Here is a 26,615-nt window from a genome sequence, read left to right as displayed (position 1 = left end):
TCTTACTCCACCACTTTGGGGACTGCGAAAAAACCTTCGCGTGCGTCGGGGGCATTGGCCAGAACCTTGTCCTGCTGGTTGCCGTCGGTGACCACATCCTCGCGGCGCTTCAGGCGCATCGGTTCGACCGAAACCATCGGCTCTACACCGTCGACATCCACTTCATTCAACTGTTCGATGAACCCAAGAATGGTGTTGAACTCGGATGCCAGCGCAGGCAGCGCGTCATCCTCGACCTTGATCCGGGCCAGTTTGGCCACCTTTGCGGCGGTGCTTTGGTCAATCGACATCGGAAAACCTCATATGCGTCAGGGGGCATTTACCTGTCTGATGCCTCGGTCGCAAGGGTAGCAGGCGGTTGTTCTGCCCCTTCTATGCAAGGAGGTGGCTTAGCCATACAAAAATGCATAGCGCCTATGCACAAAAGTAAACCAATTAGTTCAGAATTCGCCTTGAAAAAGTGAACTGCGCCGTTCACTTCTTACAGCATGGCACAGCCACTAACTGGAGTAAGATGATGAAAACGCTCATGACCGCATTTGTGTTGGCCACTACTGTTCTTGCTACGCAAGCTCAGGCATTCGGACCCTCCATGGGTTCGCTAACCCGCGACCTGTCTTTCCCCGATCAGGTTTCCGAACCAGTTACACAGGACAAAACGAAGCTGGGTAACTGACGCCACAACTTCGTCCGGGTCGGATCCCCCCTCTCCGACCCGGAATTTCGCATTTGACTGCTGCGTTTGATTTGCCGACTCGCTACGATGCGTCCGAACACACCGCCGGATTTCCGGCAAGGCCACGGAGCATAGAATGAGCGCGCGAAAACAGGCAGTCCTGGACGCAATCGACGCAGCCAACACCCAAGATCCAACCTTAGAGAACGGCCAACCCGCAGCGTTGCTTTACGGACAACGCATGAGCGCTGAACTGGCCAGGCTTTTTCCCGATGCATCGAACTCGCTTGAGATCGCCGCACGCGGGCAACATGTTGAACGCTGGAAGCTGGCCCGAAGTGAATATCCCGAAGGGCGCGCCGGGTATCTGGCTTGGCGCAAGGCGCAGGGCGAACACCATGCGCAAACCGTCATGACCTTGATGAAGCAGTGCGGATTTGAAGAAAACGAAATCCAAGACGCCGGACGCATGGTGCGCAAGCAGGGTATCAAACGTGACATCGAGGTGCAGGCGCTGGAAGATGTGGCCTGTTTTGTGTTCCTCAAATGGTATTTCGCTCCCTTCGCCGCAAAGCACTCGCAGGAAAAAATCCTCAGCATTGTCGAGAAAACCGCGCGTAAGATGTCATCCGATGCACGCACCAGGGTTCTGGCCGAATTTGACCTGCCGGCAGAACTGGCTGCTGCGTTTCAGGCCTGAGACGCACGGCTTAGGTGCCTGCGGTAGACCTCGATCATCCAGCCCAACATCGTGGCGTTCAGGATGTGCCACAGAAAATGCGTGCCAGTCGGGAACTGCGTGCAAATCGGTGCGTCCAAAGCGCGAAAGGTAATTGACACGATCAGGATCACTGCGCCGGTCGCCAGCCCGCGGGCGATATCAGGCAGGCATTTCGACAACAGGACGGCGTAAATCAGGATCAATAGCGGCACCGGAGCATAGGCGGCCGATCCGCCCAGACCCGGAATCAGTTGGAACACCGGAATCGTCAAAGCGGCATATGGCACAAACAGGGCCGCGCCGATCCCCGCGTAAAGCGGCCGCAACTGCCAGACGTCGCGATTCATTGCAAAAATATAGGTCAGGATAAAAAGCAGGATGGGTGCTGTATCCGCCAACGCGGACCAGACCTGTGCATGGGTGTGAAACAAATAACTGCCAATTCCGATGCCGACCAGGATAACCACAAGCATTTTTGCCAATGGCATCCCCGGCCCGCGCACCCGCCGCCACATAATGAAAGCCGCAATCAAAAAGGCGGCATTCGTAACCGCATTTATCGGCTCTGCCCAATAGGCAGGCGATAAGCGCTCGCAATAACTGTCAATTTCCCGAAACCAATCCATGAAATTTCACATACCCGATGCTAGTCTGCTGCCAACAGTTCATTTGGGAGTGCTTTTCATGAATATCATCTGGCTTGGGCATGGCAGCTTTCGCATTGAAACAGCAGGACAGGTTCTTCTGATCGACCCTTGGCTGACCGGCAACCCCGTTTTGCCTGAAGATCAGCATGACGCTGCTTTGGAAGGCGCGACACATATCCTGCTGACACACACGCATTTCGATCATGTTGTTGACGTTGTCTCATTGGCCAAACATCTGAACGTCCCCGTGGTCGGTCAGTATGACCTAATGGGGTACTGGAGCGAAGCCGAGGGTCTGGAAACAGTCGGCTTCAACAAAGGCGGCACGGTCAACCTGAACGGTGTTATGGTCTCGATGGTACCCGCCTCGCACAGCTCGACATTTTCGACCCCAGACGGGCTGCGAACCGGCGGCAGCGAGGTCGGTTTCATGATCTCATCCGAGGGGCACATGCTCTATGTTTCGGGCGACACCGATATCATGGCCGATATGGACTGGATGGGGGATTACTATAATCCCGATATTGGTATCCTGTCCGCAGGGGGCCACTTTACCATGGACATGAGAGGCGCCGCCTATGCTGCAAAGCGCTATTTCAATTTCAAAACCGTGATTCCCTGCCATTACAAGACCTTCCCGATTCTGGAACAATCCGCGCAGGTGCTGGCGGACGGTTTGCCGGGTGTCGAGGTGATCGAACCGCAGCTGATGCAAGCCATCAAGCTGTAGCCGCTTGATGAGTAACGCGGTAACACCCTCTCCAGAACTGGTCGCCGTCATACGGCGCTGGAATGATGCGGTTCGCCTCAAGGATCGCGCCGCGCTGATGAACCTGCTCTCGTCATCTGAACATCTGCGGTATCAGGGGTCGGCAGATGGCGAAAGCTGGTCCGGACAGGTGTTCCGCCAGGGCTTTGCCGACCACACCCGCGAAATTCCGGATTTCAGCTGGGACGAACATTCGCTCGAGGCGTTTGAATGCGGTGACATAGGATGGGCCCATTGCGAAGCAACACTTGCATTCACATCAAACGGCAAAGCCACGCTCCATAGGTTCACCTTTGTATTGCATCTGGAAAACGGTGTCTGGAAGATGATCCAGATGCATGTCTCCAACCCGACTTCGAACATGGAGAAAATCGGGATCGAGCATGAAGCGCTGAACGCATTGATCGCGGCAGCTCGGCAGGAATTCACTCAGGATCAACAAGAGGGCGCGGCTTCGGTCATGTTTACTGATATCGCGGGTTCTTCTGAAATCACGCGTCAGGTCGGAGATCACAAATGGACCGCGCTCATATCCAGCCATTTCGATCTGGCTGAAAACCTGATTCACACCCATGGCGGCCGACTGGTCAAATCACTTGGGGATGGCACGATGTCGATCTTCTCCTCTGTCCACGACGCGATCCAAGCGGCGACCGAATTCCAAAGGGAAAATGCGGCCCTACAGTCGGATATACCCTTGGGTCTTCGGGTTGGCATTCATACCGGCGATGTCATTCAGCGGGACGAGGATTTCTTTGGATCGGTGGTCAATAAGGCCGCACGGGTGACTGGCCTTTGTGGCGCGAATGAAATTCTTGTCACCGACGTTACCCGATTGCTGCTGGGCGCGACCGCCGGGCTGCAGTTCAGCGCTCCGATTTCGGCTCAACTAAAGGGGTTCGGTGGGCCACAGACGGTCTATCGCGTGGTCTGGGCCGAACCCTAGCACCGCAGGCCGGTCCCAACCCAGATTATTTACTGGCCCTCTTTTTGGTGAAGAATTCGCGCAGCAGGGCTTCGCAATCCTTGGCGGCAATACCGTCAAACACTTCGGGTTTATGGTGCGACTGTGGATGGGAAAACACACGCGCCCCGTGAGCTACCCCACCCGATTTGGGATCAGAGGCCCCGAAATAGATCCGCCGAACACGAGCCGCGGCCAAAGCCGCGGCGCACATCGCGCAGGGTTCCAGTGTGACATAGATGTCGTGGTCAATCAGGCGTTCCGATCCGGTCGCAGCACAGGCGGCGCGCAGGGCCAGTATCTCGGCATGTGCGGTTGGGTCGTTCAACTCGCGTGTCTGATTGCCTGCCACGGCGACAACCCGGTCGCCCAGCACGATAGCAGCCCCTACCGGAACTTCGCCGCGTTCACCGGCTTCGCGCGCCTGCTCAAGCGCGATATCCATGTACGATCTGAACTCCATGCCTCTGACTGCATCAGAAACCTGCCTTTCGCAAGGCGGCGGGATGCGCTATGGGCTGCAAATGACTAATACCCCTCCTCCAGGCGACCGGATCGCCAAAGTCCTTGCCCGCGCTGGCGTCGCCTCGCGCCGGGAAGCGGAACGCATGATCGAAGCAGGTCGTGTGGTTGTGAACGGCAAGACCATCGACAGCCCCGCGCTGAACGTTACCGCCAAAGACAAGATCACCGTCGACGGCAAGCCGGTGTCCGAGCCGGAACCGTCACGTCTTTGGCTGTACCACAAGCCACCCGGTCTGGTTACGACGACGAAGGACGAAAAAGGCCGCGCGACGATCTTCGACAAGTTGCCCGAGGACATGCCCCGCGTCATGAGCGTCGGGCGGCTTGACCTGAACTCGGAAGGGTTGCTGTTGCTGACAAATGATGGCGGCATCAAGCGCAAGCTGGAACTGCCTGCCACCGGATGGCTGCGCAGATACCGCGTCCGTGTAAACGGGCGTCCAAAAGACGAGGATTTCGCGCCGCTCCGAAAGGGGCTGGTGATCGAGGGTGAACGGTTCCAACCGATGGACGTAACACTCGATCGGCAACAGGGCGCAAACGCCTGGCTGACCATTGGCCTGCGCGAAGGTAAAAACCGCGAAATCCGCCGCGCGATCGAAGATATCGGCTTTGCCGTGAACCGGTTGCTGCGCGTCTCGTACGGCCCGTTTCAGTTGGGCAAACTGAAACCCGGAGAGGTCGAGGAAATTCGCCGCCGGGTCATGCGTGATCAGCTTGGTCTTGAGGCTGAGCCCGAGGCTCCGGCCAAACGCCCTGCACGGCCACAGCGCAAACGGCCTCCGATCGGCAAGAAATCTCGCAAATGATAAGGGTTAGGTAACCTTCCCCCTAGCGCCGGGGCCGCGCATCCCCTAAGTTTTCCGCAAAGAGAAACTCAGGGAGCATCATGTCAGGGTCCGGAGTACAAAAACTGGCTTACGTGGCCTTATTGGTTCTGTTGTTCGGCGTCTGCACCGGGTTACTGGGAGGGCTGTAAGCACATGGCCAAACGCTTTGGCGGCAAATACAGCCCAAACGACTCAGATTCGTCGACAGATCAACCGGCGCGCGGTCAGTTTGATGGCGCGCGCGTAGAACCAGCTGGAGCACGGGCTAATATCCTGTTTATCCCGGCTGTTCCATTGGTGTTTCTGTCGCTGAACGACGGTGCAATCGGGATGACCATTGGCCTGATTGCCGCTGGTTTGCTGACCGGGGCGGCCTTTCTGCTGCGCGAAGGGTTGCGGGCCGAAGCGGCCTATAACGCGCGGCGCACAGCCCGGCGCCCGGCAATTCCCCGCAAGATATTTTCCAGCGTTCTGACCGGCCTTGGGGCTGGATTGGCCTCATACCGATCCGAGTTTCTCGATGCGGCAACCGTGTCTGACGCCAGCCTCATCGCCCCAGTTTTATTCGGCACCGCCGCTGCTGTGTTGCATTCCGTTTCCTTCGGCCTGGACCCTATGTCAGACAAAGGCATGGAAGGCATCGATACCTTTCAGCAGGACCGTGTCGCACGGGTAGTCGAAGACGCTGAGGCGCATCTGACCGAAATGACCGACGCCATCAAACGTGCTGGGGACCGCCGGATCGAAGCGCGGGTCGAGCGATTTCAGGAAACTGCCCGCGATTTGTTTCGCACCGTCGAAGAAGACCCGCGCGATCTGGCCGGAGCAAGAAAATACCTGACCGTCTATCTGCAGGGTGCCCGTGACGCGACGGTCAAATTCTCGGATGTTTATGCCAGAACACGTGATGCACAGTCGCTGCAGAATTACTCGTCTCTACTGGATGACCTGGAACAGAATTTCTCTGCCAGGACCCGTAAGATGCTATTGGATGACCGCAGCGATCTGACGGTTGAAATTGACGTGCTGCGCGAACGGTTGCAGCGCGAAGGCGTTCGGTTGGACTGACCGGCCCAAAGTATACAGAGAGGATTACCCCATGTCCGAGGAAGTAAAGAACAAGGCAGTCGAAGCCGAAACGCTGGTACAGGAAGTGACCGCCGTAGCCCTGCCCGACCCCACGGCGGAAGTTGTCCTTCTGAAAGAGGCCGACGAGCCTGTAGGTGCTGAAATTCGTAAACGCATGGGCGAGATCGACATGGGGAACACGAATTCCATCGTGTCCTTCGGCTCGGGTGCGCAGGCCGAGTTGCAGGAAATCAGCCAGGCGATGCTGGCGGATGTCCGCAACAAGGATGTCGGTCCGGCAGGTGACAGCCTGCGTAATATCGTGACCACGATCCGTGGATTCTCGGTCAGCGAACTCGACGTGCGGCGCGAGCGTAGCTGGTGGGAAAAACTGTTGGGCAAGGCCGCCCCGTTCGCCAAGTTCACCGCCCAATACGAACAGGTTCAAGGCCAGATCGACCGGATCACGGATGACTTGCTTTCGCATGAACATACGCTGTTGAAGGACATCAAGTCCCTGGACATCCTGTATGAAAAGACGCTGGGCTTTTATGATGAGCTGGCGCTTTACATCGCGGCCGGCGAAGAGAAGCTGAACGAACTGGACAGTCAGGACATTCCTCAGAAAGAGGCCGAGGTTCAGGCCGCTCCCGAAGAGGATCAGGTGATGAAAGCGCAGGAGCTGCGCGATTTGCGTGCTGCCCGCGATGATCTGGAACGCCGGGTGCATGATCTGAAGCTGACGCGGCAGGTCACCATGCAGTCGCTGCCCTCGATCCGTCTGGTTCAGGAAAATGACAAATCCCTGGTGACCAAGATCAACTCGACCCTGGTGAACACCGTGCCACTCTGGGAAACCCAGCTGGCACAAGCCGTCACCATTCAGCGCAGCGCCGAGGCCGCCGCCGCCGTGCGCGATGCGAATGACCTAACCAACGACCTTCTGACTGCGAATGCCGCCAACCTGCGCGAGTCGAACAAGGTGATCCGTCAGGAAATGGAGCGCGGTGTCTTTGATATCGAGGCCGTAAAACAGGCCAATGCCGATCTGATCGGAACCATTAATGAAAGCCTGGAGATTGCGGATGAAGGCAAGGCCAAACGCGCCGCTGCCGAGCAAGAGCTGCAGAAGATGGAAACCGAACTGCGCGACACTTTGGCCGCAGCCAAAGCGCGCAAGGACGGTATCGGTGACAACGCCGGAACAGCTGTTCCGGGCTAATGGTGGATTGAAGGTGCGGTCACAGGGATATCTGAAGCCTGTATTGGGTCTGGTCGCATTGCTGGCGCTGGCCAACTGCGACGAGGCCCTGACGTCTTCGGTTGCCCCTCAACCGCGCCCCGTAGCCCCCCCAGCGCCTGCCCCTAATGCCTATGTACCTCCATCTGCGGCCAGTCAGGATCTTGCGCGGTTCTATCAGCGGGTAGAACGTGACCTGCTGACGCGTGGTATGCTGCGCAGCGATGGCGGCGGGCCGGACACACCCTATGATGCCAGCGATCTGGAGCGCAATTTCGAGACGATTGCCTTTTTCAACGAGTATCCAGATCACGCCGTCACCGCGACCACATACTCGACCGAGGGCCAGCTTAGCCGATGGTCCGCCCCCATCCGTGTTCAGACAGAATTCGCCCCGTCCGTGTCCCCCGAAATGCGGGCAAAGGATGCCAAACAGGTCGAGACCTTTACCGCGCGGCTGTCCAAAGTGACCGGTCATCCGATGTCTGTCGTTACCCGCAAGGCAAATTTCCATGTCTTTTTCGCGGGAAAGGATGACAGTGCATACGTGGTCTCCCGCCTGAAACAGCTTGTGCCGGGTATCGATCAGCCATTACTTGACCTGGTTGCAAACCCGCGTTCAAATATTGACTGTTTTGTCATCGCCTCTCCGACCAACCGGTCCCTGCACCGGTTTGTTCGGGCGGTGGTGCTGATCCGTGCTGAATTGCCTGATATGCTGCGGCGCAGTTGCATCCACGAAGAAATGGCGCAGGGGCTGGGACTCTCCAATGACAGCAACGCTGCGCGACCATCCATCTTTAATGATGACGATGAATTTGCGCTCCTGACCAGCCATGACGAGAAATTACTGACAATGCTCTATGACCCGCGTCTTGAGCCTGGCGTGGCTGTCGAAGACGCGCGTCCCGTGGTGCGGATCATTGCGCGCGAACTGATGGGCCAGCAGCTGTGAGCCCAAGATAAGGAGACCCCAAATGGGTATTTTCGATTTTCTGACCGGCGAGTTCATCGACGTCATCCACTGGGTCGACGACACCCGCGATACGATGGTCTGGCGGTTCGAACGCGAGGGCCATGCGATCAAATACGGCGCCAAACTGACCGTGCGCGAAGGCCAGGCGGCCGTTTTCGTGCATGAGGGGCAGCTGGCGGATGTCTTCACCCCCGGTCTCTATATGCTCGAGACCAACAATATGCCGATCCTGACGACACTGCAGCATTGGGACCATGGCTTTCAGTCTCCGTTCAAATCCGAGATTTATTTCGTCAACACGACTCGCTTCAATGACCTGAAATGGGGCACCAAGAATCCGATCATGCTGCGCGATCCGGAATTCGGACCGACCCGCATTCGCGCTTTCGGTACTTATACAACCCGGGTCAAAGACCCAGCAAAATTCATGATCGAAATCGTCGGCACCGATGGTGAGTTCACGATGGACGAGATCAGCTTTCAGGTGCGCAATATCATCGTTCAGGAATTCAGCCGGGTCATCGCAGGATCAGGCATTCCGGTTCTGGACATGGCCGCCAATACCGCCGATCTGGGCAAGTTGATCGCGGCAGAAGTGACCCCGGTGTTGGACGGGTACGGGCTGGAGATGCCTGAATTTTATATCGAGAACATCTCACTGCCACCCGCAGTTGAAGCGGCGCTGGACAAGCGGACATCGATGGGGCTGGCTGGTGATCTGGGTAAATTCACCCAGTATTCAGCCGCTGAGGCGATGACAGCCGCGGCCAACAATCCCGGTCAGGGCGGTGGCATGGGCGCTGGCCTTGGCATGGGAATGGGCATGGCCATGGCACAGCAGATGTCGAACATGGCAGCGGGTCAGCCGAGCGGTCCGTGGGTCGGCTCCGCCCCCGCTGCCCAGCAATCTGCGGCGCATACAGCGCCTCCGCCGCCACCGCCAGTGGAACATGTCTGGCATATCGCCGTTGACGGGCAAACCAGCGGGCCATTTTCCAAGGCCAAGATGGGCCGCATGGCGACAGAGGGAGAGATCACCCGTGACACCCATGTCTGGACCGCGGGTCAGGACGGCTGGAAAAAGGCGGGTGAGGTACAGGAACTGGCACAGTTGTTCACGATCCTCCCGCCACCCCCGCCCGGAGCCTGAAGTGACGGAAAGCTTAGGCAGCAACGTTTAACGCGTATCCGCAACCTCTCTGAAAGAGCAAACGAATGTCTACTTTGGACCGCTACTCAATGCCCCAAATCGTATTGCACTGGCTGATCGCTGTGATCATCATCGGCGAATGGATCAGCAGCGATGGCATGGGACGGGCCCTGCATACCCGGCTTGAGGGCAACACGGTCTGGACAGAAGGGGCCACCCCTCATGTCTGGCTTGGCTGCATCGTCTTTGCGCTGATCCTGGTCCGCATCCTTCTTCGGTGGCGACAGGGCGCGCCTGCCCCGGTTGAGGAGAGCTCGGACCTGATGGCGAGCGCAGCAAAGTTGGGACATCTGTTGCTTTATGCGCTGATGGTCGCGGTGCCAATCTTCGGCATGTTGGCCTGGTTCGGGGGTATCCATGTTGCTGGTGAGGTCCACGAAACCGTGGGCAATGCCCTGTTGTTCGTCGCATTAGGTCACGCTGCTTTTGCCATCTGGCATCATTTCATCAAACGGGACGGGGTGCTGAACCGGATGCGCCTGTCCTCTGGCCGATAACGCAAATTCGAGACTTCAATGGCCCCTACCGACCCTAACATTTTAGACGAACACCGCTTTCCCTGCGATCAATGCGGGGCGGATTATCGGTTCAATCCCGGTGATGGTACGCTCACCTGTGACCATTGCGGTCACTCCGAGGCAATTGGCGCCGGACCGTGGGGCGGTTCCAGCCTGAAAGAGCTGGATTTCAACAGTGCGCTTTCGGATCAGCTGCCTGACGATGAGATCGAGGAAACGCGTGTTCTGACCTGCCCCAACTGTGCGGCTCAAGTTGAATTTGACCCGGCCACGCACGCAGCCGAATGCCCCTTTTGCGCAACCCCAGTAGTGACGGATACCGGCATCAGCCGTCACATCAAACCCCGCGGCGTGCTGCCCTTTGCGCTGGATGAACGCACTGCGCATAAGGCGATGGGAGACTGGCTGGGACGGTTATGGTTCGCCCCAAACGGGTTGAAGGATTATGCCCGCAAAGGGCGCAAGATGCAGGGTATCTATGTTCCATACTGGACCTTCGATGCGGATACGAAATCCACATATCGGGGCGAGCGCGGCATAGTTTACTATGAAACACGCAGCGTCATGCGCGATGGCAAGCGTGTACAGCAAAGGGTCGCCAAGGTGAGATGGTCCCCGAAATCGGGCCGGGTCGCACGGTTCTTTGATGACGTTCTGGTTTTGGCATCCCAGTCTTTGCCCAAGAAGTACACCGACGCGCTGGAACCCTGGGATTTACCCGCGTTGGAACCGTATCAGCCTGAGTACCTCGCCGGTTTTCGGGCCGAGGCCTATACAGTCGAATTGAATGACGGCTACACCGAAGCCCGCACACATATGTCCCGCGTGATAGAACGGGATGTACGCTTTGATATTGGTGGCGATCGGCAGCGCGTTCATGCGGTTGAGACCGATGTGCGGGATGTGACCTTCAAGCATGTCCTCCTGCCGATCTGGATGGCCGCCTACAAATATCGGGGGCAGACGTACAGGTTTGTAGTAAACGGCCGCACCGGGCGCGTTCAGGGGGAACGTCCCTGGTCAGCGCTCAAGATCTCTGTCGCCGTGTGCCTTGGCCTTTTGGTAGCTGCCGGTGTTGGTTACATGGTGGCAACCGGTCAGCAATGACGTGACCGGCTAACCGCATCAGCACTTGAACATCCGCCAGTCTGACCTCATCCTGCGCCCTGTCAACGCCGATGGGGAGGCCTGTGTGACACTATCCGCTCTGAACAGTCTACTGGATCAACGGCATTCCTGCCGCGCCTTCCTGTCTGACCCGGTGCCAAAGGATCAGATTAATCAGATCCTGACCAGCGCAGCCCGCGTTCCAAGCTGGTGCAATGCGCAGCCCTGGAACGTGACCATCACCAGCGGGCCAGAGACCGATAAGTTTCGGAAGGCTCTGCAGGATGAGGTAACCGCGGACACGCCATCCCCGGACCTGCCCATTCCTGCCTCCTATTCGGGCATCTACCAGGAACGCCGCCGTGAATGCGGCTGGGCCCTTTACGAAGCCGTTGGCGTTGAACGCGGAGATCGCGCCGGGTCCACCCGGCAGATGATGGAGAATTTCGCCCTTTTCGGAGCGCCCCATTGTGCAATCATATCCAGCCCAACGGAACTCGGCGCTTATGGCGCGATGGATTGTGGTGGCTTTGTTACGGCCTTCACCCTAGCGGCGCAGGCTCTGGGCATAGCGACAATTCCGCAGGCCGCAGTGGCCAGCTATGGCCCTTTTCTGCACCGATATTTCAACATCCCGGATGACCGTCTGATCCTATGTGCGATCTCTTTCGGCTATGCAGACAAAGACCACCCGGCCAACAGGTTTAGAACCAGTCGCGCCGCGCCCGACGCGTTTGTCGAGTGGGTCGACTGACCATCAAATGGAGGAACCAAATGCGTGCGCTGTTGCAGAGGGTCTCGCTGGCAAAAGTCTCGGTCGAGGGTACGGTGATCGGACAAACCGGTCCGGGCCTGCTGATACTGGTTTGCGCGATGCAGGGGGATGACGACCAAAAGGCCGAACAGCTTGCTGCCAAGGTCTCAAAGCTGCGGATATTCAAGGATGAGGCCGGCAAGATGAACAGGTCGGTTCTGGATACGGGCGGCTCGGCCCTAGTAATCAGCCAGTTCACACTTGCCGCTGATACCTCGCGCGGGAACCGCCCGGGGTTTTCTGAAGCGGCACCGCCAGAGGTTGGAAAACGCTTGTATGAGGTTTTCGCGCATCGGCTAAGTGGTCTTGGCGTCCCTGTCGAAACCGGTCAATTCGGGGCGGATATGGCCGTCGAACTGGTCAATGACGGCCCGGTCACGATCTGGGTCGAAAGCTGATGGAGCAAAGGCAAAAGGCAACCCGAATATGGCAGGCCGGGGTTGACGCGGTTGGTGGATATGCGGCGACGTTATCCGCCTTGAACGATGTAGAGCAACCCAACCAAATTCTGGCTGTCGGCAAAGCTGCGGCGGCGATGACCCGCGCAGCGCTGGACCATTTCGGCCCCCTCCCCGCGCTAGTTGTCACCAAGGATGGCCACGGGGACGCCCTGCCTGACCATGTCAGGGTGATCGAGGCCTCTCATCCCGTTCCTGATATCCGCAGTCTGCAAGCGGGCCGCGCACTGCGTGAGATGGTCCAGTCGATGGGATCATCTTCGCATTTGCTGCTGCTGGCTTCGGGCGGGGCCTCGTCTTTGGCTGAGGACCTTGTACCCGGCAATACGCTGGCGAATCTGGAGCAGTTGAACCGAAAACTGCTGTCGGAAGGGTTGAATATCTCTGAAATGAACGCCGAACGGCGCAAACTGTCCCAAATCAAAGGGTCTGGCCTGTTGGCACAGTTCAAAGGAGCGAAGGCGACTGTTCTGGCGATTTCCGATGTGCCCGGCGATGACCTGAACGTTATCGGATCGGGCATTGGCGCACTTCCTGAGCCGCGCGATTTTCAGGGAGTTGCGCGCATCGTTGCATCGAACAAGCATGCCCGTGCTGCCGCCGCCCGACTGGCCATGGCCGAGGGCGCACCCGTTTTAGCGAATGAGGAATGCCTGCACGATGACCTGAAAAGCATAGCAGCCCGTTTGGGGCCACGGCTGCGCAATATGCCCGAAGGCGTCATGGTTTTCGGTGGAGAGCCAACTGTCGTGCTGCCCAGAAATCCAGGCAAGGGTGGGCGCAATCAGGCCCTCGCTTTAGCGTTGGCCAGAGAAATCGCGGGTATTGCTGGGCTGACGCTGCTTGTCGGGGGCACCGACGGCACCGACGGGCCGACCCAGGCCGCGGGGGCGATTGTTGACGGGACCATTTGGGGCGATGGTGCGGAAAAGGCGCTGCGGGATGCTGACAGCGGCAGCTATCTGGAACGCGCAAATGCTCTTTTCGTCACCGGGCCGACCGGAACCAACGTAATGGACCTTATTGTCGCAATCCGAAGCTGATTTGACGATTTTCACCTGCACCAAAACCCTTTTGGCCCCGAGACTGACTGAATGAATCCAGCCGACAATTCGCTACTCGACATCGAAGACCTGCCAGATGTCGGCATTCACATGCCGGATGGGTGCCGGCTTTCAGCCCGGATATGGAAGCCGTCGCATGCAGAAAGCCACCCTGTACCTGCCATTCTAGAGTTCCTGCCCTATCGCAAACGCGACGGCACTGCGACACGAGACGCCCTGACCCATCCATGGTTTGCCAAGCGCGGCTACGCCTGCATCCGCGTGGACATGCGCGGCAATGGTGACAGCGAAGGGCTGATGGAGGATGAGTATACCCAGCAGGAACTGGACGATGCAGTAGCAACTATCGAGTGGCTGGCGCAGCAACCGTGGTGCTCTGGTTCTGTAGGAATGATGGGGATCAGTTGGGGCGGTTTCAATGCTTTGCAGGTGGCGGCACTACAGCCAGAGGCGCTGAAGGCGATTATCACGCTATGCTCGACCGCCGACCGGTATGCGGACGACATCCACTACAAGGGTGGCTGCCTGCTGAACGAAAATCTCGGCTGGGGCGCGACCATGTGGTCTTATTCATCGCGCGCTCCCGATCCGGCCCTGCGTCCGAACTGGCGCGAGCTGTGGCTGGACCGCCTTGAGAACGAGCCCTTTCTGCCCTCTGTCTGGTTGCGCCATCAGACTCGGGATGCCTATTGGCGTCACGGGTCAGTCTGCGAGGATTTCAGCGCTATCCGGGCGGCGACTTTGGCTGTTGGCGGCTGGGGCGATGCCTATAAGAATACGGTGCCTTTATTGGTTGAACAGCTTGATTCTCCGGTCAAGGGGATCGTCGGACCATGGGTTCACAAGTATCCGCATTTTGCTGTTCCGGAGCCCCGAATCGGATTTCTGCAAGAGGCCTTGCGTTGGTGGGACCATTGGTTGAAAGGCCAGGATACTGGCGTCGACCAGGAACCCGACTATCGCGCCTATCTTATGGATGGGGTACGCCCCCAGCGCTGGTACAAGGAACGGCCCGGTTGCTGGATAACCGAGGATAAAGGCGCGACCTCGCATCTTCCTATTCAAACTCTGAATATTTCTAATGTTGGGCTGGACCAACCCGGACCGCTGGACACGTGCATCCGATCCCCCCAGACCTGCGGGATGGAAGGCGGAGAATACTGCGCCATCTGGTTGGGGCCGGATATGCCGGGCGATCAGCGTGTGGATGATGCATTTTCGGCCTGTTTCGACAGCGCCCCACTGGCCAATGATCTGAACATCGTGGGCGCGCCGCAAATATGCCTGCACATCAGTGCCGACCGTCCCCATGCCCAGATGGCAGTGCGCTTGAATCACGTCCATCCCGATGGGGCAACAACACGCATAACATACGGTGTCCTTAACCTGTGCCATCGCGATACCCATTCGCAACCGACCGAATTGGTCCCAGGCAAGGTATACGAGGTCACGCTGAATCTGGACCATATCGCTTATCGGGTGCCAAGGGGACACCGCATGCGGATTGCGGTATCCAGCGCCTATTGGCCGCTGATCTGGCCTTCGCCCGAGTCTGCAGAACTGCATCTGACCGAGGGCCAAATCAAGCTGCCCATCCGTCACGCGGCTAGCGAGGCATATGTATTCCCCCCCCCGGATGCCGAGGCCGCACACGACATCACGACTGTCCGAGACAGCCGGAACTCTCGACAGGTCGAAACTGACATGAACTCGGGGGAAACTCATCTGATTATCGAAGATGACTTTGGCCTTGTTACGGACAACCACCACGGCCTGACACATGGCGGAACAGCCTTTGAACGTTGGTCGATTCGCCCTGATGACCCCTTATCTGCGCGCGGATATTGCCATTGGACACAAGAGATAATCCGTGACGGCACAGAGCTGCGTACAGAAACATCTTGCGAAATGTGGTCAGACGCCGGAAACTTCTACCTCTGTGCTGAACTCAAGGCATTTGAAAACGGCAGTTTGGTATTTTCAAAGACTAAGGAGGATACCGTACCGCGTAATCATATGTGAAATTCAAGCAGGTCTGAGCCGGACTTTTTTCTTGCTCGACCAACCGAATTGCGCCTAACTTGACTGGCGCGTCAATAAAAAAACCCGTCAGGGGCTGACGAGATAAATCACTGGGAGATATCTGAATGAACGAACAAATCACTCACATGGCCAAGCAGGTTACAGCTGGCAAGCTGACCCGCCGCGAATTTATGGGGAAAGCTGCAGCACTTGGTGTGTCTGCTGCGATGGCCAGCACAATGTTTGCCGATGCTGCACGCGCGGCTGGCCCGAAAAAGGGCGGTGATCTGAAATTTGGCCTGCAGGGCGGGGAATCCACCAACTCGCTTGACCCGGCCACCTATGCCAGCTCGGTTCCGTTCCAGAACGGCAAGCAGTTCGGCGACCAACTGGTCGAGGTTGCGCCCGATGGATCGATCGAACCGCGCCTTGCAGAAAGCGTCGAAGGCAGCGCGGATGCCAGGGTCTGGACCTTCAAACTGCGTCAGGGCGTGGAATTCCACAACGGCAAGACCATGACCAGCGAAGACGTGCTGAAAACCATGGAGCGTCACTCGAACGAGGATTCCCAGTCCGGTGCTCTGGGCATCATGCGCGGCATCGAATCGATGAAGGCTGATGGCGACAATTTCCAGGTTACGCTGAATGAACCAAATGCCGACCTGCCCTATCTGATGGCGGACTATCACCTGATCATCCAGCCGGATGGCGGCATGGAAGATCCGGGCGCAGGGGTTGGCACCGGCCCTTACCAAGTGGAAGTCAACGAACCCGGCGTGCGCCACGTGTTCAAGAAATTCGCCAACCACTGGAGCGATTACGGCAATTTCGACAGCGTCGAAGTGGTTGTTATCAATGACGCTACCGCCCGGACCGCCGCGCTGCAATCCGGTCAGGTCCACGCGATCAACCGGGTTGAGCCCAAGATTGCTGATCTGCTGGGTCGCGCACCGAACCTGACTGTGCATTCAACCGCAGGCCGTGGCCACTATGTGTTTATCATGCATTGCGACACGGCACCGTTTGATAACAATGAACTGCGTTTGGCCCTGAAACACGCGATTAACCGTCAGGATCTGGTCGACAAGGTTCTGCGTGGCTATGGCTCGATTGGGAATGACATGCCGATCAACGCGGCCTACCCGCTGTTTGACGGTTCGATCCCGCAGCGTGAATTCAGCATCGAAAAAGCAGCTGAGCATTACAAGAAGTCGGGTCATGACGGCTCACCAATCATTCTGCAGGTCGCTGATGGCGCCTTCCCTGGTGCGGTGGACGCGGCCGCCCTGTTCCAGCAGACCGCGGCTCAGGCTGGTATCCCGCTGGAAATCAAGCGTGAACCCAACGATGGTTACTGGTCCGAGGTTTGGAACGTACAGCCGTTCTGCGCCTCGTACTGGGGTGGCCGTCCGGTGCAGGACCAGATGTATTCGACCGCGTATCTGTCGACCGCAGACTGGAACGACACGCGGTTCAAGGTTCCTGCCTTTGACGAGATGCTGTTTGCAGCCCGCGCCGAGCTGGACAATGACAAGCGCAAAGACATCTACAAACAGATGGGCATGATGGTCCGCGACGAAGGCGGCGTAATCTGCCCGATGTTCAATGATTTCGTCGAAGGTGTCAGCAATCAGCTGGAAGGTTGGGAAAGCGACCCGACCCAAGAGATGATGAACGGCAACATGTCCCGCAAGATGTGGTTCTCCTGATTAGGACCACGGATCATGCATCCTATCATCAAATTGGTTTCCCAGCGCCTTGCGCTGGGACTCCTATTGCTGTTTGGCGCTTCGGCCCTGATTTTTGGCCTGACCGAAGCCCTGCCCGGAGACGCCGCGCAAGCCGTCCTGGGACAGTCCGCAACTCCTGAGGCTCTTGCTAACTTACGTGAGGAAATGGGGCTGAACCGCCCTGCCCTGACCCGATACGCCGAATGGCTGGGCGGGATCGTTCAAGGCGATCTGGGCCAATCGATGACCAACAAACTGGATATCGCTGAAAGCATCGGCAAGCGCCTGGGCAACACGCTGTTCCTGGCTTGTGCCGCCGCCGTCGTCTCCGTACCACTCGCTATCTTCCTTGGCTTGTTGGCCGTCCGCTATCGCAACCGCATGCCGGACAAATTGATCTCGGCTGTGACCTTGACCACGGTTTCGATCCCCGAATTCCTGATCGGCTACGTGATTATCTATTTCGTTTCCGTAAAACTGGGCTGGTTTTCCTCGCTTGCGATGATCAACGATTCGATGTCCTTCGGTGAAAAGCTCTATGCAATCGCCTTGCCGGCCTTTGTGCTGACGCTGGTGGTATTGGCACAGATGATGCGGATGACCCGCGCCGCAATCCTAAACCTGATGCAGTCGGCCTATATCGAAACGGCTGAGCTGAAAGGTTTGTCCAGTTTTCAGGTCATCGCGCGACATGCCTTCCCCAACGCGATTTCGCCCATTGTCAACGTTGTTATGCTGAACCTGGCCTATCTGGTCGTGGGCGTCGTCGTGGTCGAAGTGGTGTTCGTTTACCCTGGCATGGGGCAATATCTTGTGGACTCGGTGACCAAGCGTGACGTGCCTGTGGTTCTGGCCTGCGGCGTTGTCTTCGCTGCGGTCTATATCGGGCTGAACATGGTTGCCGATATCGTGTCCATCCTTGCCAATCCAAGACTGAGGCACCCGAAATGATGAAGAATCTTCCTATTTCGGCCATGATCGGTCTGTTTTTCACCGGGCTGTACTTTTTCGTGGCGCTCGCCGCACCTCTGATCGCTCCTTACGGCATGGCCGAGGTGGTCGGTGATGTCTGGGAACCGTCCAGTGCCAAACACCTGTTGGGTACGGACAATATCGGGCGCGATCTGCTAACTCGCATGATCTATGGCGGGCGCACGACCATCTTTATCGCTGCTGCTGCCACAATCCTCAGCTTTGCCACCGGCACCACGCTGGGATTGCTGGCCGCTGTTCTTGGTGGCTGGGCCGATCAGGTCCTCAGCCGAGCGGTTGACCTGGTCATGTCGATCCCGACACTGATCCTGGCGCTGGTCATTCTGGCGATTGTCCCGGTGACTGTCCCGATCCTGATCCTGGTGATGGGCCTGCTGGATGCCACACGCCCCTATCGCCTGTCGCGATCTGTCGCTGTGGATATCAATGTGATGGACTATGTTGAGGCTGCCAAGCTGCGCGGTGAGGGTCGTATCTGGATCATCTTCCGGGAAATCCTGCCCAATGCTCTGTCGCCTCTGGTGGCCGAGTTCGGATTGCGGTTCATCTTTATGGTTCTGTTTATCTCGACCCTCTCGTTCCTGGGTCTGGGCGTCCAACCGCCGCTGGCGGATTGGGGTGGAATCGTGAAGGAAAACAAAGACGGTATCGTCTATGGCATCGGCGCGGCGCTATATCCGGCTGTTGCCATCGCGACCCTCGCCATCTCGGTCAACCTTGTTGCTGACTGGGTCCTGAACCGTACCACATCGCTGAAAGGAGGCCGGGGATGAGTGATACCCTTCTCAAGGTCCGCGACCTCAAAATCGGCGCGACCGTTTACCCGCCGGGAGAAAAACCCCATGATATCGAAATCGTGCACGGGGTCAGCTTTGACCTTGAACGCGGCAAGGTGCTGGGTTTGATCGGTGAATCCGGGGCCGGTAAATCCACCATTGGTCTGGCCTCAATGGCCTATGGCCGTGGTGGTGTTGAACTCACCGGCGGAGAAGTTTGGGTTAACGGGCGCGATATCCTGAAAACCCCGCATAGCGATATCCGTAATCTGCGCGGAGGCGAAGTAGCATATGTTTCGCAATCCGCCGCAGCATCGTTCAACCCAGCCAAGAAGATCATGGATCAGGTGATCGAAGCCGCGGTGGAGCACAAGAAGTTCTCTCGTAAAGAGGCCGAAGCCCGCGCGCGGGAACTGTTCGCCAAACTGGGGCTTCCCGATCCGGACAATATTGGTGATCGCTATCCGCACCAAGTTTCGGGCGGTCAGCTACAGCGGTGTATGACAGCACTGGCGCTTTGTCCTGAGCCTGATCTGGTGGTGTTCGACGAACCGACAACTGCGCTGGATGTGACCACCCAGATCGATGTTCTGATGGCCATTAAGGAAGCCATTCGTGATACCGGCGTTGCCGCGCTCTATATCACCCACGATCTGGCCGTCGTTGCACAAGTCAGCGACGACATCATGGTTCTGCGCATGGGTAACACGGTCGAGTACGGCAACACCGATCAGATCATCAACAACCCGCAGGAAGAGTATACCAAGGCGCTGGTCTCGGTCCGCTCCATCGAACATGAAGAAAAGAAGCCAACATCCGAACCAGTGCTGACAGTTGACGGGATCACTGCGCGCTATAAGGGGCTAAATTTCGACGTCCTGCACAACGTCAATGTCGAGCTCCATCCAGGTCAAACATTAGCGGTTGTGGGCGAATCCGGTTCTGGCAAGTCCACGCTGGCACGGGTGATCACCGGTCTGCTTCCGCCGCGCGATGGCGAGATCAATTTCGCCGGACGCAAGCTCAGTGGCGACCTGAAGGGCCGCAGCCGTGAAGACCTGCGCGAATTGCAGATGATCTATCAGATGGCAGACGTGGCAATGAACCCGCGTCAAACCGTTGGAACGATCATCGGGCGCCCGCTGGAGTTCTACTTCAACATGCGCGGCGCCGAAAAGCGCAAGCGGATCGTGGAACTGCTGGATGAGATCGAGCTGGGCGAGAAGTACATGGATCGCTATCCGGCGGAACTTTCTGGCGGCCAGAAACAGCGTGTTTGCATAGCGCGTTCATTGGCGGCCAAGCCTAAGATGATCATCTGTGATGAGGTCACCTCGGCGCTCGATCCGCTGGTGGCGGATGGTATCCTCAAACTGCTGCTGGACCTGCAGAAGATCGAGGATGTGGCCTATCTGTTCATCACCCACGATCTGGCAACGGTGCGCGCGATCAGCGACAGTATTGCGGTGATGTATCAGGGCCGAGTCGTCCGCTACGGCCCCAAGTCGCAGGTGCTGAGCCCACCGTTTGATGACTATACCGACCTACTGCTCAGCTCTGTCCCCGAAATGCATCTGGGCTGGCTGGAAGAGGTCGTCGCCCACCGCAAAATGGAAAGCGCCGGGAACTGATCCCGGCCCTTCCCGTAAGTTTATGAAATCCCGGCGCCATTCGATCAAGGTGTCGGGATTTTGCCATTCGGGGCGGGATCAGGCAGCCAGACCGCACCGAATCTTTTAGGGTCGGCTGAAGCAATCTGAAAAAGGGTCAGAGCATGGACCGCAAACTTCTCCTCATCATTCTGGACGGTGTTCCATGGCGCAATTTCCGTCGCTTGTTCGGCAATCTGGAAGGCTGGGTCGACACCGGCGAGGCGCGCGTTTGGAAGAAGCGCGCTGTGCTACCGTCAATCTCGGCAAGCTGCTATGCCTCGATCCATACCGGTGTAACACCGCAGGAGCATGGCTGTACCGGCAATGGCAACGTGTTCCGCCTGAGTCAGAAGGACATCTTCAGCCAAGTGCGCGAAGCCGGCGGCGTGACTGGGGCTGTGGCCCACAGCTTCTGGTCGCAATTCTTTAATCGCCATCCATTCGACTATGTCCGCGATGTTGAATATGACGAGCCCAACAGCAAAACGATCAATCATGGTCGGTTCCACACGATGACAGGCTATGGCAAAGCCAACCAGATGACGCCCTGTGACGTCGATCTGTTCGCAACGCTGACCAATCTCTGCCTACGCCATGGCTTGGACTATGGATTGCTGCATACCAGCACTTTGGACAGCATGGGTCATAGGTTCTTTCATGAATGTGAAGAGATGGACCATGCCTGTTTCGTGATGGACGAAATGCTGGCCCCGTTTATCCCGCGCTGGCGGCAGTTGGGTTACGACGTCATCGTCACCGCAGATCACGGCCAGGACGATCGTGGCCATCACGGTGGGCGTGGCGCATTGCAGCAGGAAACCGCGCTGTATTACTTCGGTGACGCCGAAGGCCCCGATGCGAATGCTGTGATCGACCAGCTACAGCTGGCGCCCACGATTCTGGGCCGTTTGGGTGCCCCGGTTGCCGAAACCATGAAGGGTCAGCCCTTCTTGAAGTAGGGGATCAGTCGTAAGGCCAGATCTGCTGGCCCAACGCCTCTATCGCCACCGAGATCCTCTCGAAGCTGTCCGCCGCACGTTTGACCATGGTGCGCGCCCGCAGATAGCCGTGCACAAGGCCGGATTCATTGATGCAATGAGCCTGCCCACCTGCAGCCCTGATCTGTTCGCAATAGATCGCACCATCATCACGTAAGGGATCACAATCTGCAGTTACCACCACGGTTGGGGGCAGCCCCGAGAAATCCGTGTCATGCAATGGAGCGAATGTCGGGTCGTTTTCCGGCACATCTCCACCACAGCGCACCTTCTCGTAAAAACTTACATCCTCCAGCGTCAGCAAAGGCGCATGGGCATGTTCCTTATAGGAACCACGGGACGAATCTCCGCCCAAGCCTGGATAGATGAGGACCTGACCAAGAAGATTGTCAAACTGCGTCCGTCCGTGCTGTGAAACTGCGGCGGCCAGATTTCCACCAGCGCTGTCGCCCGCCAGAACGAAAGGGTCCTGGAACTCTTGCACCGCCCAGTTGGTTGCCGCCCAACTATCGTTAAACTGGGCAGGATGAATATGTTCGGGGCTCAGGCGGTAATCCACGGCAATCACCCGATACCCAGTTTGTGCACAAAGTTCGGCACAGACATCGTCGTGACTGTCCAGCCCGCCGACGACAAACCCGCCTCCGTGGAAATAGATCACCGTCCGGCTTGGATTGCCTGCGGTGTAAATGCGAACAGGCACGCCATCGGCGCGCCTGTCTTCTGTTTCAACACCCATTGGGCGAGGTTGGCGAAAATCCTTGCACATTACGTCATAGACGCCGCGCTGATCTTCGATCGACAATTCGACCGCGTCATCAGGATAGCTTTCAGCCGTTCGTCTTATGAACGCCCAAGTTTCTTCATCAATCAGACGTTCATAGTCCATAGCCCCTCCGCGATCAGGCAGCCCACTCCCATGGCCGGGTGAACGATCCCAGCACTTTGCTGACATCGTCGTCCGAGGAACCGTTGGCGTCAAGCTGCGCGACAAGCCCGCGCTTTTTATCATCCAGAACCGAAACCACACGCGCAGCAACGCCTGCGTCTTCAAGCGCACCATTGTAGATGCGTGTGATCGCCTGCTTACGTAGCTCGGGCTTAAAGACTTTGCCCACTGCCGTCTTGGGCAGTTCGTCCAGAATAGTCATGTGCTTAGGTTGCGCGGCACGCTCGTGAACGTGAACTCTGCAGTATTCCATCAGCTCCTGCTCTGTCACACTGGCCCCAGAGACCAGTTCGACAAAGGCACAGGGCACTTCGCCCGCATGGGCGTCTGGTTGACCGATCGCACCGGCAAATGCCACGGCTTCATGCCCCAACAGCGCCTCTTCGATCTCGGCCGGGTCGATATTGTGCCCGCCGCGAATGATCAAATCCTTGGCACGACCGGTGATCCACAAATAGCCATCATCGTCAAACCGGCCCAAATCACCGGTGCGCAGATATTTGTCATAGTGGAACAGGCCCACGTTCTTTTCGACCTCTGTATACGTGTTGCCCGCAAATACGCCGGGGTTCGAGATACAGATCTCGCCAATCTGATCAGTTCCACATTCGGTCGGACCGTCGGGCCCATCCTGCAGGATTTTCACATCCGTATAAGGGAACGGAACGCCAATCGAACCGATCTTCTTTTCGCCATCCACCGGGTTGCACGACACAAGGCAGGTGGCTTCGGTCAGGCCATAGCCTTCGACTATAGTGACGCCGGTGGCCTCTTCAAAGCGACGGAACAGTTCAACCGGCAAAGGAGCCGAGCCTGAGAAGGCCGTTTTCACTGACGAGATATCAGCGTCGACAGGGCGCTGCATTTTGGCAGAGATCGCTGTCGGAACCGTGATGATAAAGCTGACTTTCCAACGCTCGATCAGTTTCCAGAAATTGTCGAAAACGCCATCCCCGCGATATCCTTGAGGCGTCGGGAAGACCACATGCGCACCCGAACTCACCGCAGCCATGACGATCACATGCACAGCAAAGACGTGGAACATGGGCAGTGGGCACATGACCACATCGTTTTCGTCGAACAACAAGGTGCCACCACACCAGCCATTATAGATCAGGCCGGAATATTTGTGTTGTGCAACCTTGGGCATGCCGGTTGTACCACCAGTATGGAAATAGCACGCAACACGGTCTGATTTACTGTCTTCGAATGTCAGTGTCTTGGGCTGTTTCGCCAGCTCTTTGCTGAAATTCAAATAGTCCGCATGAGCCAATTTAGCCTTGTCGCCCATTTTGGGACGCACAAGGGGCACGATCCACGATTTCGGAGGCGTCAGATAGCGATTCAGGTCGATTTCCAGAATTGTGTTCACACCGGGCGCGTGGCGTACGGCCTCTTCCACCTTCTGTGCAACATCGGCTTTGGGAAATGACTTTAGCGTCACAACAACCTTGGCTTTCGTCTCGCGCAAAATTGCTGCGATTTGCTCGGGCTCCAACAACGGGTTGATCGGGTTCACGATCCCTGCGACGGCCCCTCCCATGAGGGTCACCAGAGTTTCGTTGCAGTTGGGCAGCACATAGGCCACCACATCGTTTTCACCGATACCCAGAGATCTGAAAAGATTGGCGGCCTGATTGACCTTACCCAGCAGATCAGACCACGTCAGTGTCTCGGCCTTATCGGTTGGGCCGGAAAACAGCTGAAAGCTAATGGCCTTGTGGTCGGGGAACTTGCCCGCCGTTCGAGAAAGTAACTGATGAAAGGTTACCGGTACGTCTCGATCCTCCCACGGCATTTCATTTTCTATTCTTGCCTTATCGTCTAATCCCGCGAATGCCATTAGTTCCTCCCTGTACTTTTACTGCGTCACGCGCAGGCTCTCATCTAGGATGAAAGTAAAACCCGCTCATGTGCAAGTAAGGGCTTAACGGCAGAACAACCCAGAATGTAGAATGACGCTGGGGCGCAAAACAAAATATCTCGCCATCAGGTTACTCTGCTGCAACACCATCGGTAAATTGCAACCGTGCCAAACGCGCGTACAGCCCATCCTGCGATACCAGATCGTCATGCGTTCCCTGCGCAACGATCTGCCCGTTCTCCAGGACGATGATGCGGTCGGCTTTTTTCACGGTTGCCAATCTGTGCGCAACAATCAGCGTCGTCCGCCCTGCACGCAACCTGTCGACAGCCCCTTGCACAGCGCGCTCGCTTTCAGCGTCCAATGCCGATGTCGCCTCATCCAACAACAGGATCGGAGCATCGCGCAAAATGGCGCGGGCGATGGCGATCCGCTGTTTTTGTCCCCCGGACAGCATGACGCCTCGCTCTCCTACAAAGCTGTCATAGCCTTCGGGCAGCGTCGAGATGAATTCGTGGGCCGCAGCTGCGCGGGCTGCGTCTTCAACCTCGGCATCCGTCGCATCGAGCCGCCCAAATCGGATATTTTCGCGCGCCGATGCTGCGAATATCGTGGGATCCTGAGGCACAAGTGCCATATGACGGCGGAAATTGGAACGATCCAAATCTCGCAGGTCAATACCATCCAAACAAACGCGTCCCGAGTCAGGATCATAGAATCGCTGAATCATCTGGATCACGGTTGTTTTTCCGGCCCCCGAGGGGCCGACAAATGCGACGGTTTCCCCGGGGTTGACTGTCAGCGACAGTTCATTCAACGCCACGACATCCGGACGCGCCGGGTAGCGGAAAGTCACATCGTCGAACCGAATCTCGCCGCGCACGGGCGCGGGGAAAGCTTGCGCCTGGCCGGGATCGTTCACGGTGTCCTGAGCATTCAACAGCTCGACCAACCGCTCGGTCGCACCGGCCGCACGCTGCAATTCGCTCCAGATTTCGGACAGGGCCGCAACCGAACCGGCCATGATGATCGAATAGATCACGAACTGGATCAGAACGCCCTCGGTCATGACACCGTTGCGGACATCATTCGCCCCCATCCACAACACGCCCACGATTCCGGAAAACACCAGGAATATAACGATGACGGTCAGCACGGCCCGGGTCTGAATTCGGCGCAGCGAGACAGTATAGGACGTTTCGGTCATCTCACCGAACTGATTTCGGCTGGCCTGCTCATGGGTAAAGGCCTGAACGGTTTGAACTGCGCTCAGCGCTTCACCGGCGTTGCCCGATGAGGCTGCGATCCAGTCTTGGTTTTCCCGGCTAATAACCCGCAGGCGCCGCCCCAATACCAGTATCGGAACTACAACCAGCGGAATCAGCAGCAAGACCATCCCGGTCAGCTTGGCCGAGGTCAGCAGCATCAGCACAAGCCCGCCCAGAAACATCAACATATTGCGTAGAGCGATCGAGACTGACGAGCCCAGCACGGATTGAATCAGCGTGGTGTCGGTCGTGATCCGGCTCAGCACCTCACCCGTCATGATACGTTCATAGAATTCGGGGCTCATCCCGATGACGCGATCAAAAACGGCTTTGCGGATATCGGCGACAACGCGTTCGCCCAGGCGCGTAACAAGCGCGTAGCGGATACCTGTTCCGACGGCCAGAATCGCGGCGATGCCCAGCGCCGCCAGAAAGTACCAATCCAGTAGCTCTCCGTCTTCGATCCGAAAGTTGTCGACCACACGGCGGACAGCCAAAGGCAATGTCAGCGTCATGCTGGCGGTCAGAACCAAGGCCAAAGAGGCCCCAATCATTTGCAATCGATAAGGCTTCATGAATGGCCAGAGCGAAGCCAGAACACCGATCTTCCTGGACCTGGCCCGTTCCTCAGCCGCACCGGGTGCGGGTTTTGCTGCTGGACTGGCTGAGACGGGTTTTGCCATGTCAGGCCCTTACATCGTGTTCGAATTCCGGTATCCCGCTTCTTGGCGTCTACAACCCGCCGGGTCAAGCGGTGCAGCCGAATGGCCCAAACG

25 protein-coding genes and 1 pseudogene are annotated in these 26,615 nt (G+C 57.4%); 20 read left to right on the top strand and 6 right to left on the bottom strand.

Going from position 1 to position 26,615, the window contains the following annotated elements:
• Positions 1-2 precede the first annotated feature (2 nt).
• Positions 3-290 carry an Asp-tRNA(Asn)/Glu-tRNA(Gln) amidotransferase subunit GatC gene (gene gatC / locus AC2FH2_RS08960; RefSeq protein WP_039536649.1) on the bottom strand — a complete coding sequence of 96 codons (288 nt, stop codon included), beginning with the start codon at positions 288-290 and terminating at the stop codon, positions 3-5.
• Positions 291-517: 227 nt separating this feature from the next.
• On the opposite strand from gatC, the gene AC2FH2_RS08955 reads away from it, so the two are divergent.
• Positions 518-676: a hypothetical protein gene (locus AC2FH2_RS08955; RefSeq protein WP_496823349.1), complete on the top strand. Its 159-nt coding sequence runs from the start codon at positions 518-520 to the stop codon at positions 674-676.
• A 136-nt stretch (positions 677-812) separates the two neighbouring features.
• Positions 813-1,376 carry a DUF4202 domain-containing protein gene (locus AC2FH2_RS08950; protein WP_496823348.1) on the top strand — a complete coding sequence of 188 codons (564 nt, stop codon included), beginning with the start codon at positions 813-815 and terminating at the stop codon, positions 1,374-1,376.
• On the opposite strand, the gene AC2FH2_RS08945 is transcribed toward AC2FH2_RS08950, so the two are convergent.
• Positions 1,367-2,023: a ceramidase domain-containing protein gene (locus tag AC2FH2_RS08945; RefSeq protein ID WP_496823347.1), complete on the bottom strand. Its 657-nt coding sequence runs from the start codon at positions 2,021-2,023 to the stop codon at positions 1,367-1,369. The two genes, AC2FH2_RS08950 and AC2FH2_RS08945, sit on opposite strands and share 10 nt — an antisense overlap.
• 58 nt (positions 2,024-2,081) lie before the next feature.
• On the opposite strand from AC2FH2_RS08945, the gene AC2FH2_RS08940 reads away from it, so the two are divergent.
• Complete coding sequence (locus tag AC2FH2_RS08940; RefSeq protein WP_496823346.1) at positions 2,082-2,774, top strand: metal-dependent hydrolase; 693 nt, start codon at positions 2,082-2,084, stop codon at positions 2,772-2,774.
• 7 nt (positions 2,775-2,781) lie between these two features.
• The gene (locus AC2FH2_RS08935) at positions 2,782-3,759 is read left to right on the top strand and encodes a nuclear transport factor 2 family protein (RefSeq protein WP_496823345.1); all 978 of its coding nucleotides are present in this window, start codon (positions 2,782-2,784) and stop codon (positions 3,757-3,759) included.
• A gap of 25 nt (positions 3,760-3,784) precedes the next feature.
• Here AC2FH2_RS08935 and AC2FH2_RS08930 read toward each other — a convergent pair whose 3' ends face one another.
• Positions 3,785-4,240, bottom strand: coding sequence for a nucleoside deaminase (locus AC2FH2_RS08930; protein WP_496823344.1), 456 nt, complete (start codon positions 4,238-4,240; stop codon positions 3,785-3,787).
• 61 nt (positions 4,241-4,301) lie between these two features.
• Between AC2FH2_RS08930 and AC2FH2_RS08925 the strand changes: the two are divergent.
• From AC2FH2_RS08925 to AC2FH2_RS08850, 16 genes and pseudogenes are all read left to right on the top strand, one after another.
• Positions 4,302-5,108, top strand: a pseudogene (locus AC2FH2_RS08925) (pseudouridine synthase); the annotation flags it as partial.
• 177 nt (positions 5,109-5,285) lie between these two features.
• Positions 5,286-6,200 carry a 5-bromo-4-chloroindolyl phosphate hydrolysis family protein gene (locus AC2FH2_RS08920; protein WP_271949379.1) on the top strand — a complete coding sequence of 305 codons (915 nt, stop codon included), beginning with the start codon at positions 5,286-5,288 and terminating at the stop codon, positions 6,198-6,200.
• 31 nt (positions 6,201-6,231) lie between these two features.
• Entirely contained in the window at positions 6,232-7,422 is a 1,191-nt protein-coding gene (locus tag AC2FH2_RS08915; protein ID WP_271949377.1) for a toxic anion resistance protein, read from the top strand.
• A complete protein-coding gene (locus AC2FH2_RS08910; RefSeq protein ID WP_271949375.1) occupies positions 7,391-8,395 on the top strand; it encodes a DUF2927 domain-containing protein in 1,005 nt (334 codons plus the stop codon). Before AC2FH2_RS08915 ends, AC2FH2_RS08910 begins: the two co-directional genes overlap by 32 nt.
• Positions 8,396-8,417: 22 nt before the next feature.
• Positions 8,418-9,566 (top strand): SPFH domain-containing protein, encoded by a 1,149-nt coding sequence (locus AC2FH2_RS08905; protein WP_496823343.1) that lies wholly within the window; start codon positions 8,418-8,420, stop codon positions 9,564-9,566.
• 65 nt (positions 9,567-9,631) lie between these two features.
• Positions 9,632-10,123, top strand: a complete 492-nt coding sequence (locus tag AC2FH2_RS08900) for a cytochrome b (protein WP_496823342.1) — start codon at positions 9,632-9,634, stop codon at positions 10,121-10,123.
• 18 nt (positions 10,124-10,141) lie between these two features.
• Entirely contained in the window at positions 10,142-11,251 is a 1,110-nt protein-coding gene (locus AC2FH2_RS08895) for a TFIIB-type zinc finger domain-containing protein (RefSeq protein WP_496823341.1), read from the top strand.
• 85 nt (positions 11,252-11,336) lie between these two features.
• Positions 11,337-12,005: a nitroreductase gene (locus tag AC2FH2_RS08890; protein ID WP_496823340.1), complete on the top strand. Its 669-nt coding sequence runs from the start codon at positions 11,337-11,339 to the stop codon at positions 12,003-12,005.
• A gap of 20 nt (positions 12,006-12,025) precedes the next feature.
• Complete coding sequence (gene dtd, locus AC2FH2_RS08885) at positions 12,026-12,463, top strand: D-aminoacyl-tRNA deacylase (RefSeq protein WP_271949362.1); 438 nt, start codon at positions 12,026-12,028, stop codon at positions 12,461-12,463.
• Positions 12,463-13,566 carry a DUF4147 domain-containing protein gene (locus AC2FH2_RS08880; RefSeq protein WP_496689652.1) on the top strand — a complete coding sequence of 368 codons (1,104 nt, stop codon included), beginning with the start codon at positions 12,463-12,465 and terminating at the stop codon, positions 13,564-13,566. The genes dtd and AC2FH2_RS08880 overlap by 1 nt, the downstream gene beginning before the upstream one ends.
• A 51-nt stretch (positions 13,567-13,617) precedes the next feature.
• The gene (locus tag AC2FH2_RS08875) at positions 13,618-15,609 is read left to right on the top strand and encodes a CocE/NonD family hydrolase (protein WP_496823339.1); all 1,992 of its coding nucleotides are present in this window, start codon (positions 13,618-13,620) and stop codon (positions 15,607-15,609) included.
• A gap of 125 nt (positions 15,610-15,734) precedes the next feature.
• The gene (locus AC2FH2_RS08870) at positions 15,735-17,318 is read left to right on the top strand and encodes an ABC transporter substrate-binding protein (RefSeq protein ID WP_142636703.1); all 1,584 of its coding nucleotides are present in this window, start codon (positions 15,735-15,737) and stop codon (positions 17,316-17,318) included.
• Between the two features lie 15 nt (positions 17,319-17,333).
• Positions 17,334-18,290, top strand: a complete 957-nt coding sequence (locus AC2FH2_RS08865) for an ABC transporter permease (RefSeq protein WP_142636701.1) — start codon at positions 17,334-17,336, stop codon at positions 18,288-18,290.
• The gene (locus AC2FH2_RS08860; RefSeq protein ID WP_142636698.1) at positions 18,290-19,105 is read left to right on the top strand and encodes an ABC transporter permease; all 816 of its coding nucleotides are present in this window, start codon (positions 18,290-18,292) and stop codon (positions 19,103-19,105) included. Before AC2FH2_RS08865 ends, AC2FH2_RS08860 begins: the two co-directional genes overlap by 1 nt.
• Positions 19,102-20,739 (top strand): ABC transporter ATP-binding protein, encoded by a 1,638-nt coding sequence (locus AC2FH2_RS08855; RefSeq protein WP_142636696.1) that lies wholly within the window; start codon positions 19,102-19,104, stop codon positions 20,737-20,739. Before AC2FH2_RS08860 ends, AC2FH2_RS08855 begins: the two co-directional genes overlap by 4 nt.
• A 143-nt stretch (positions 20,740-20,882) precedes the next feature.
• Positions 20,883-21,719 carry an alkaline phosphatase family protein gene (locus AC2FH2_RS08850; RefSeq protein WP_142636694.1) on the top strand — a complete coding sequence of 279 codons (837 nt, stop codon included), beginning with the start codon at positions 20,883-20,885 and terminating at the stop codon, positions 21,717-21,719.
• Between the two features lie 4 nt (positions 21,720-21,723).
• Here AC2FH2_RS08850 and AC2FH2_RS08845 read toward each other — a convergent pair whose 3' ends face one another.
• The 3 genes from AC2FH2_RS08845 to AC2FH2_RS08835 all read right to left on the bottom strand — a co-directional run bounded on the left by AC2FH2_RS08845 (position 21,724) and on the right by AC2FH2_RS08835 (position 26,522).
• Complete coding sequence (locus AC2FH2_RS08845) at positions 21,724-22,647, bottom strand: alpha/beta hydrolase (RefSeq protein ID WP_496823338.1); 924 nt, start codon at positions 22,645-22,647, stop codon at positions 21,724-21,726.
• Between the two features lie 13 nt (positions 22,648-22,660).
• On the bottom strand, positions 22,661-24,550 hold the full coding sequence (locus tag AC2FH2_RS08840; RefSeq protein ID WP_496823337.1) for an acyl-CoA synthetase: 1,890 nt from the start codon (positions 24,548-24,550) through the stop codon (positions 22,661-22,663).
• Between the two features lie 151 nt (positions 24,551-24,701).
• Positions 24,702-26,522 carry an ABC transporter transmembrane domain-containing protein gene (locus AC2FH2_RS08835; protein WP_271949350.1) on the bottom strand — a complete coding sequence of 607 codons (1,821 nt, stop codon included), beginning with the start codon at positions 26,520-26,522 and terminating at the stop codon, positions 24,702-24,704.
• Positions 26,523-26,615 lie beyond the last annotated feature (93 nt).

It is taken from the genome of Ruegeria sp. YTSA105, assembly GCF_059610225.1.
Note: the sequence above shows the minus strand (reverse complement) of the source record. Positions and strands in the feature narration are given on the sequence as shown.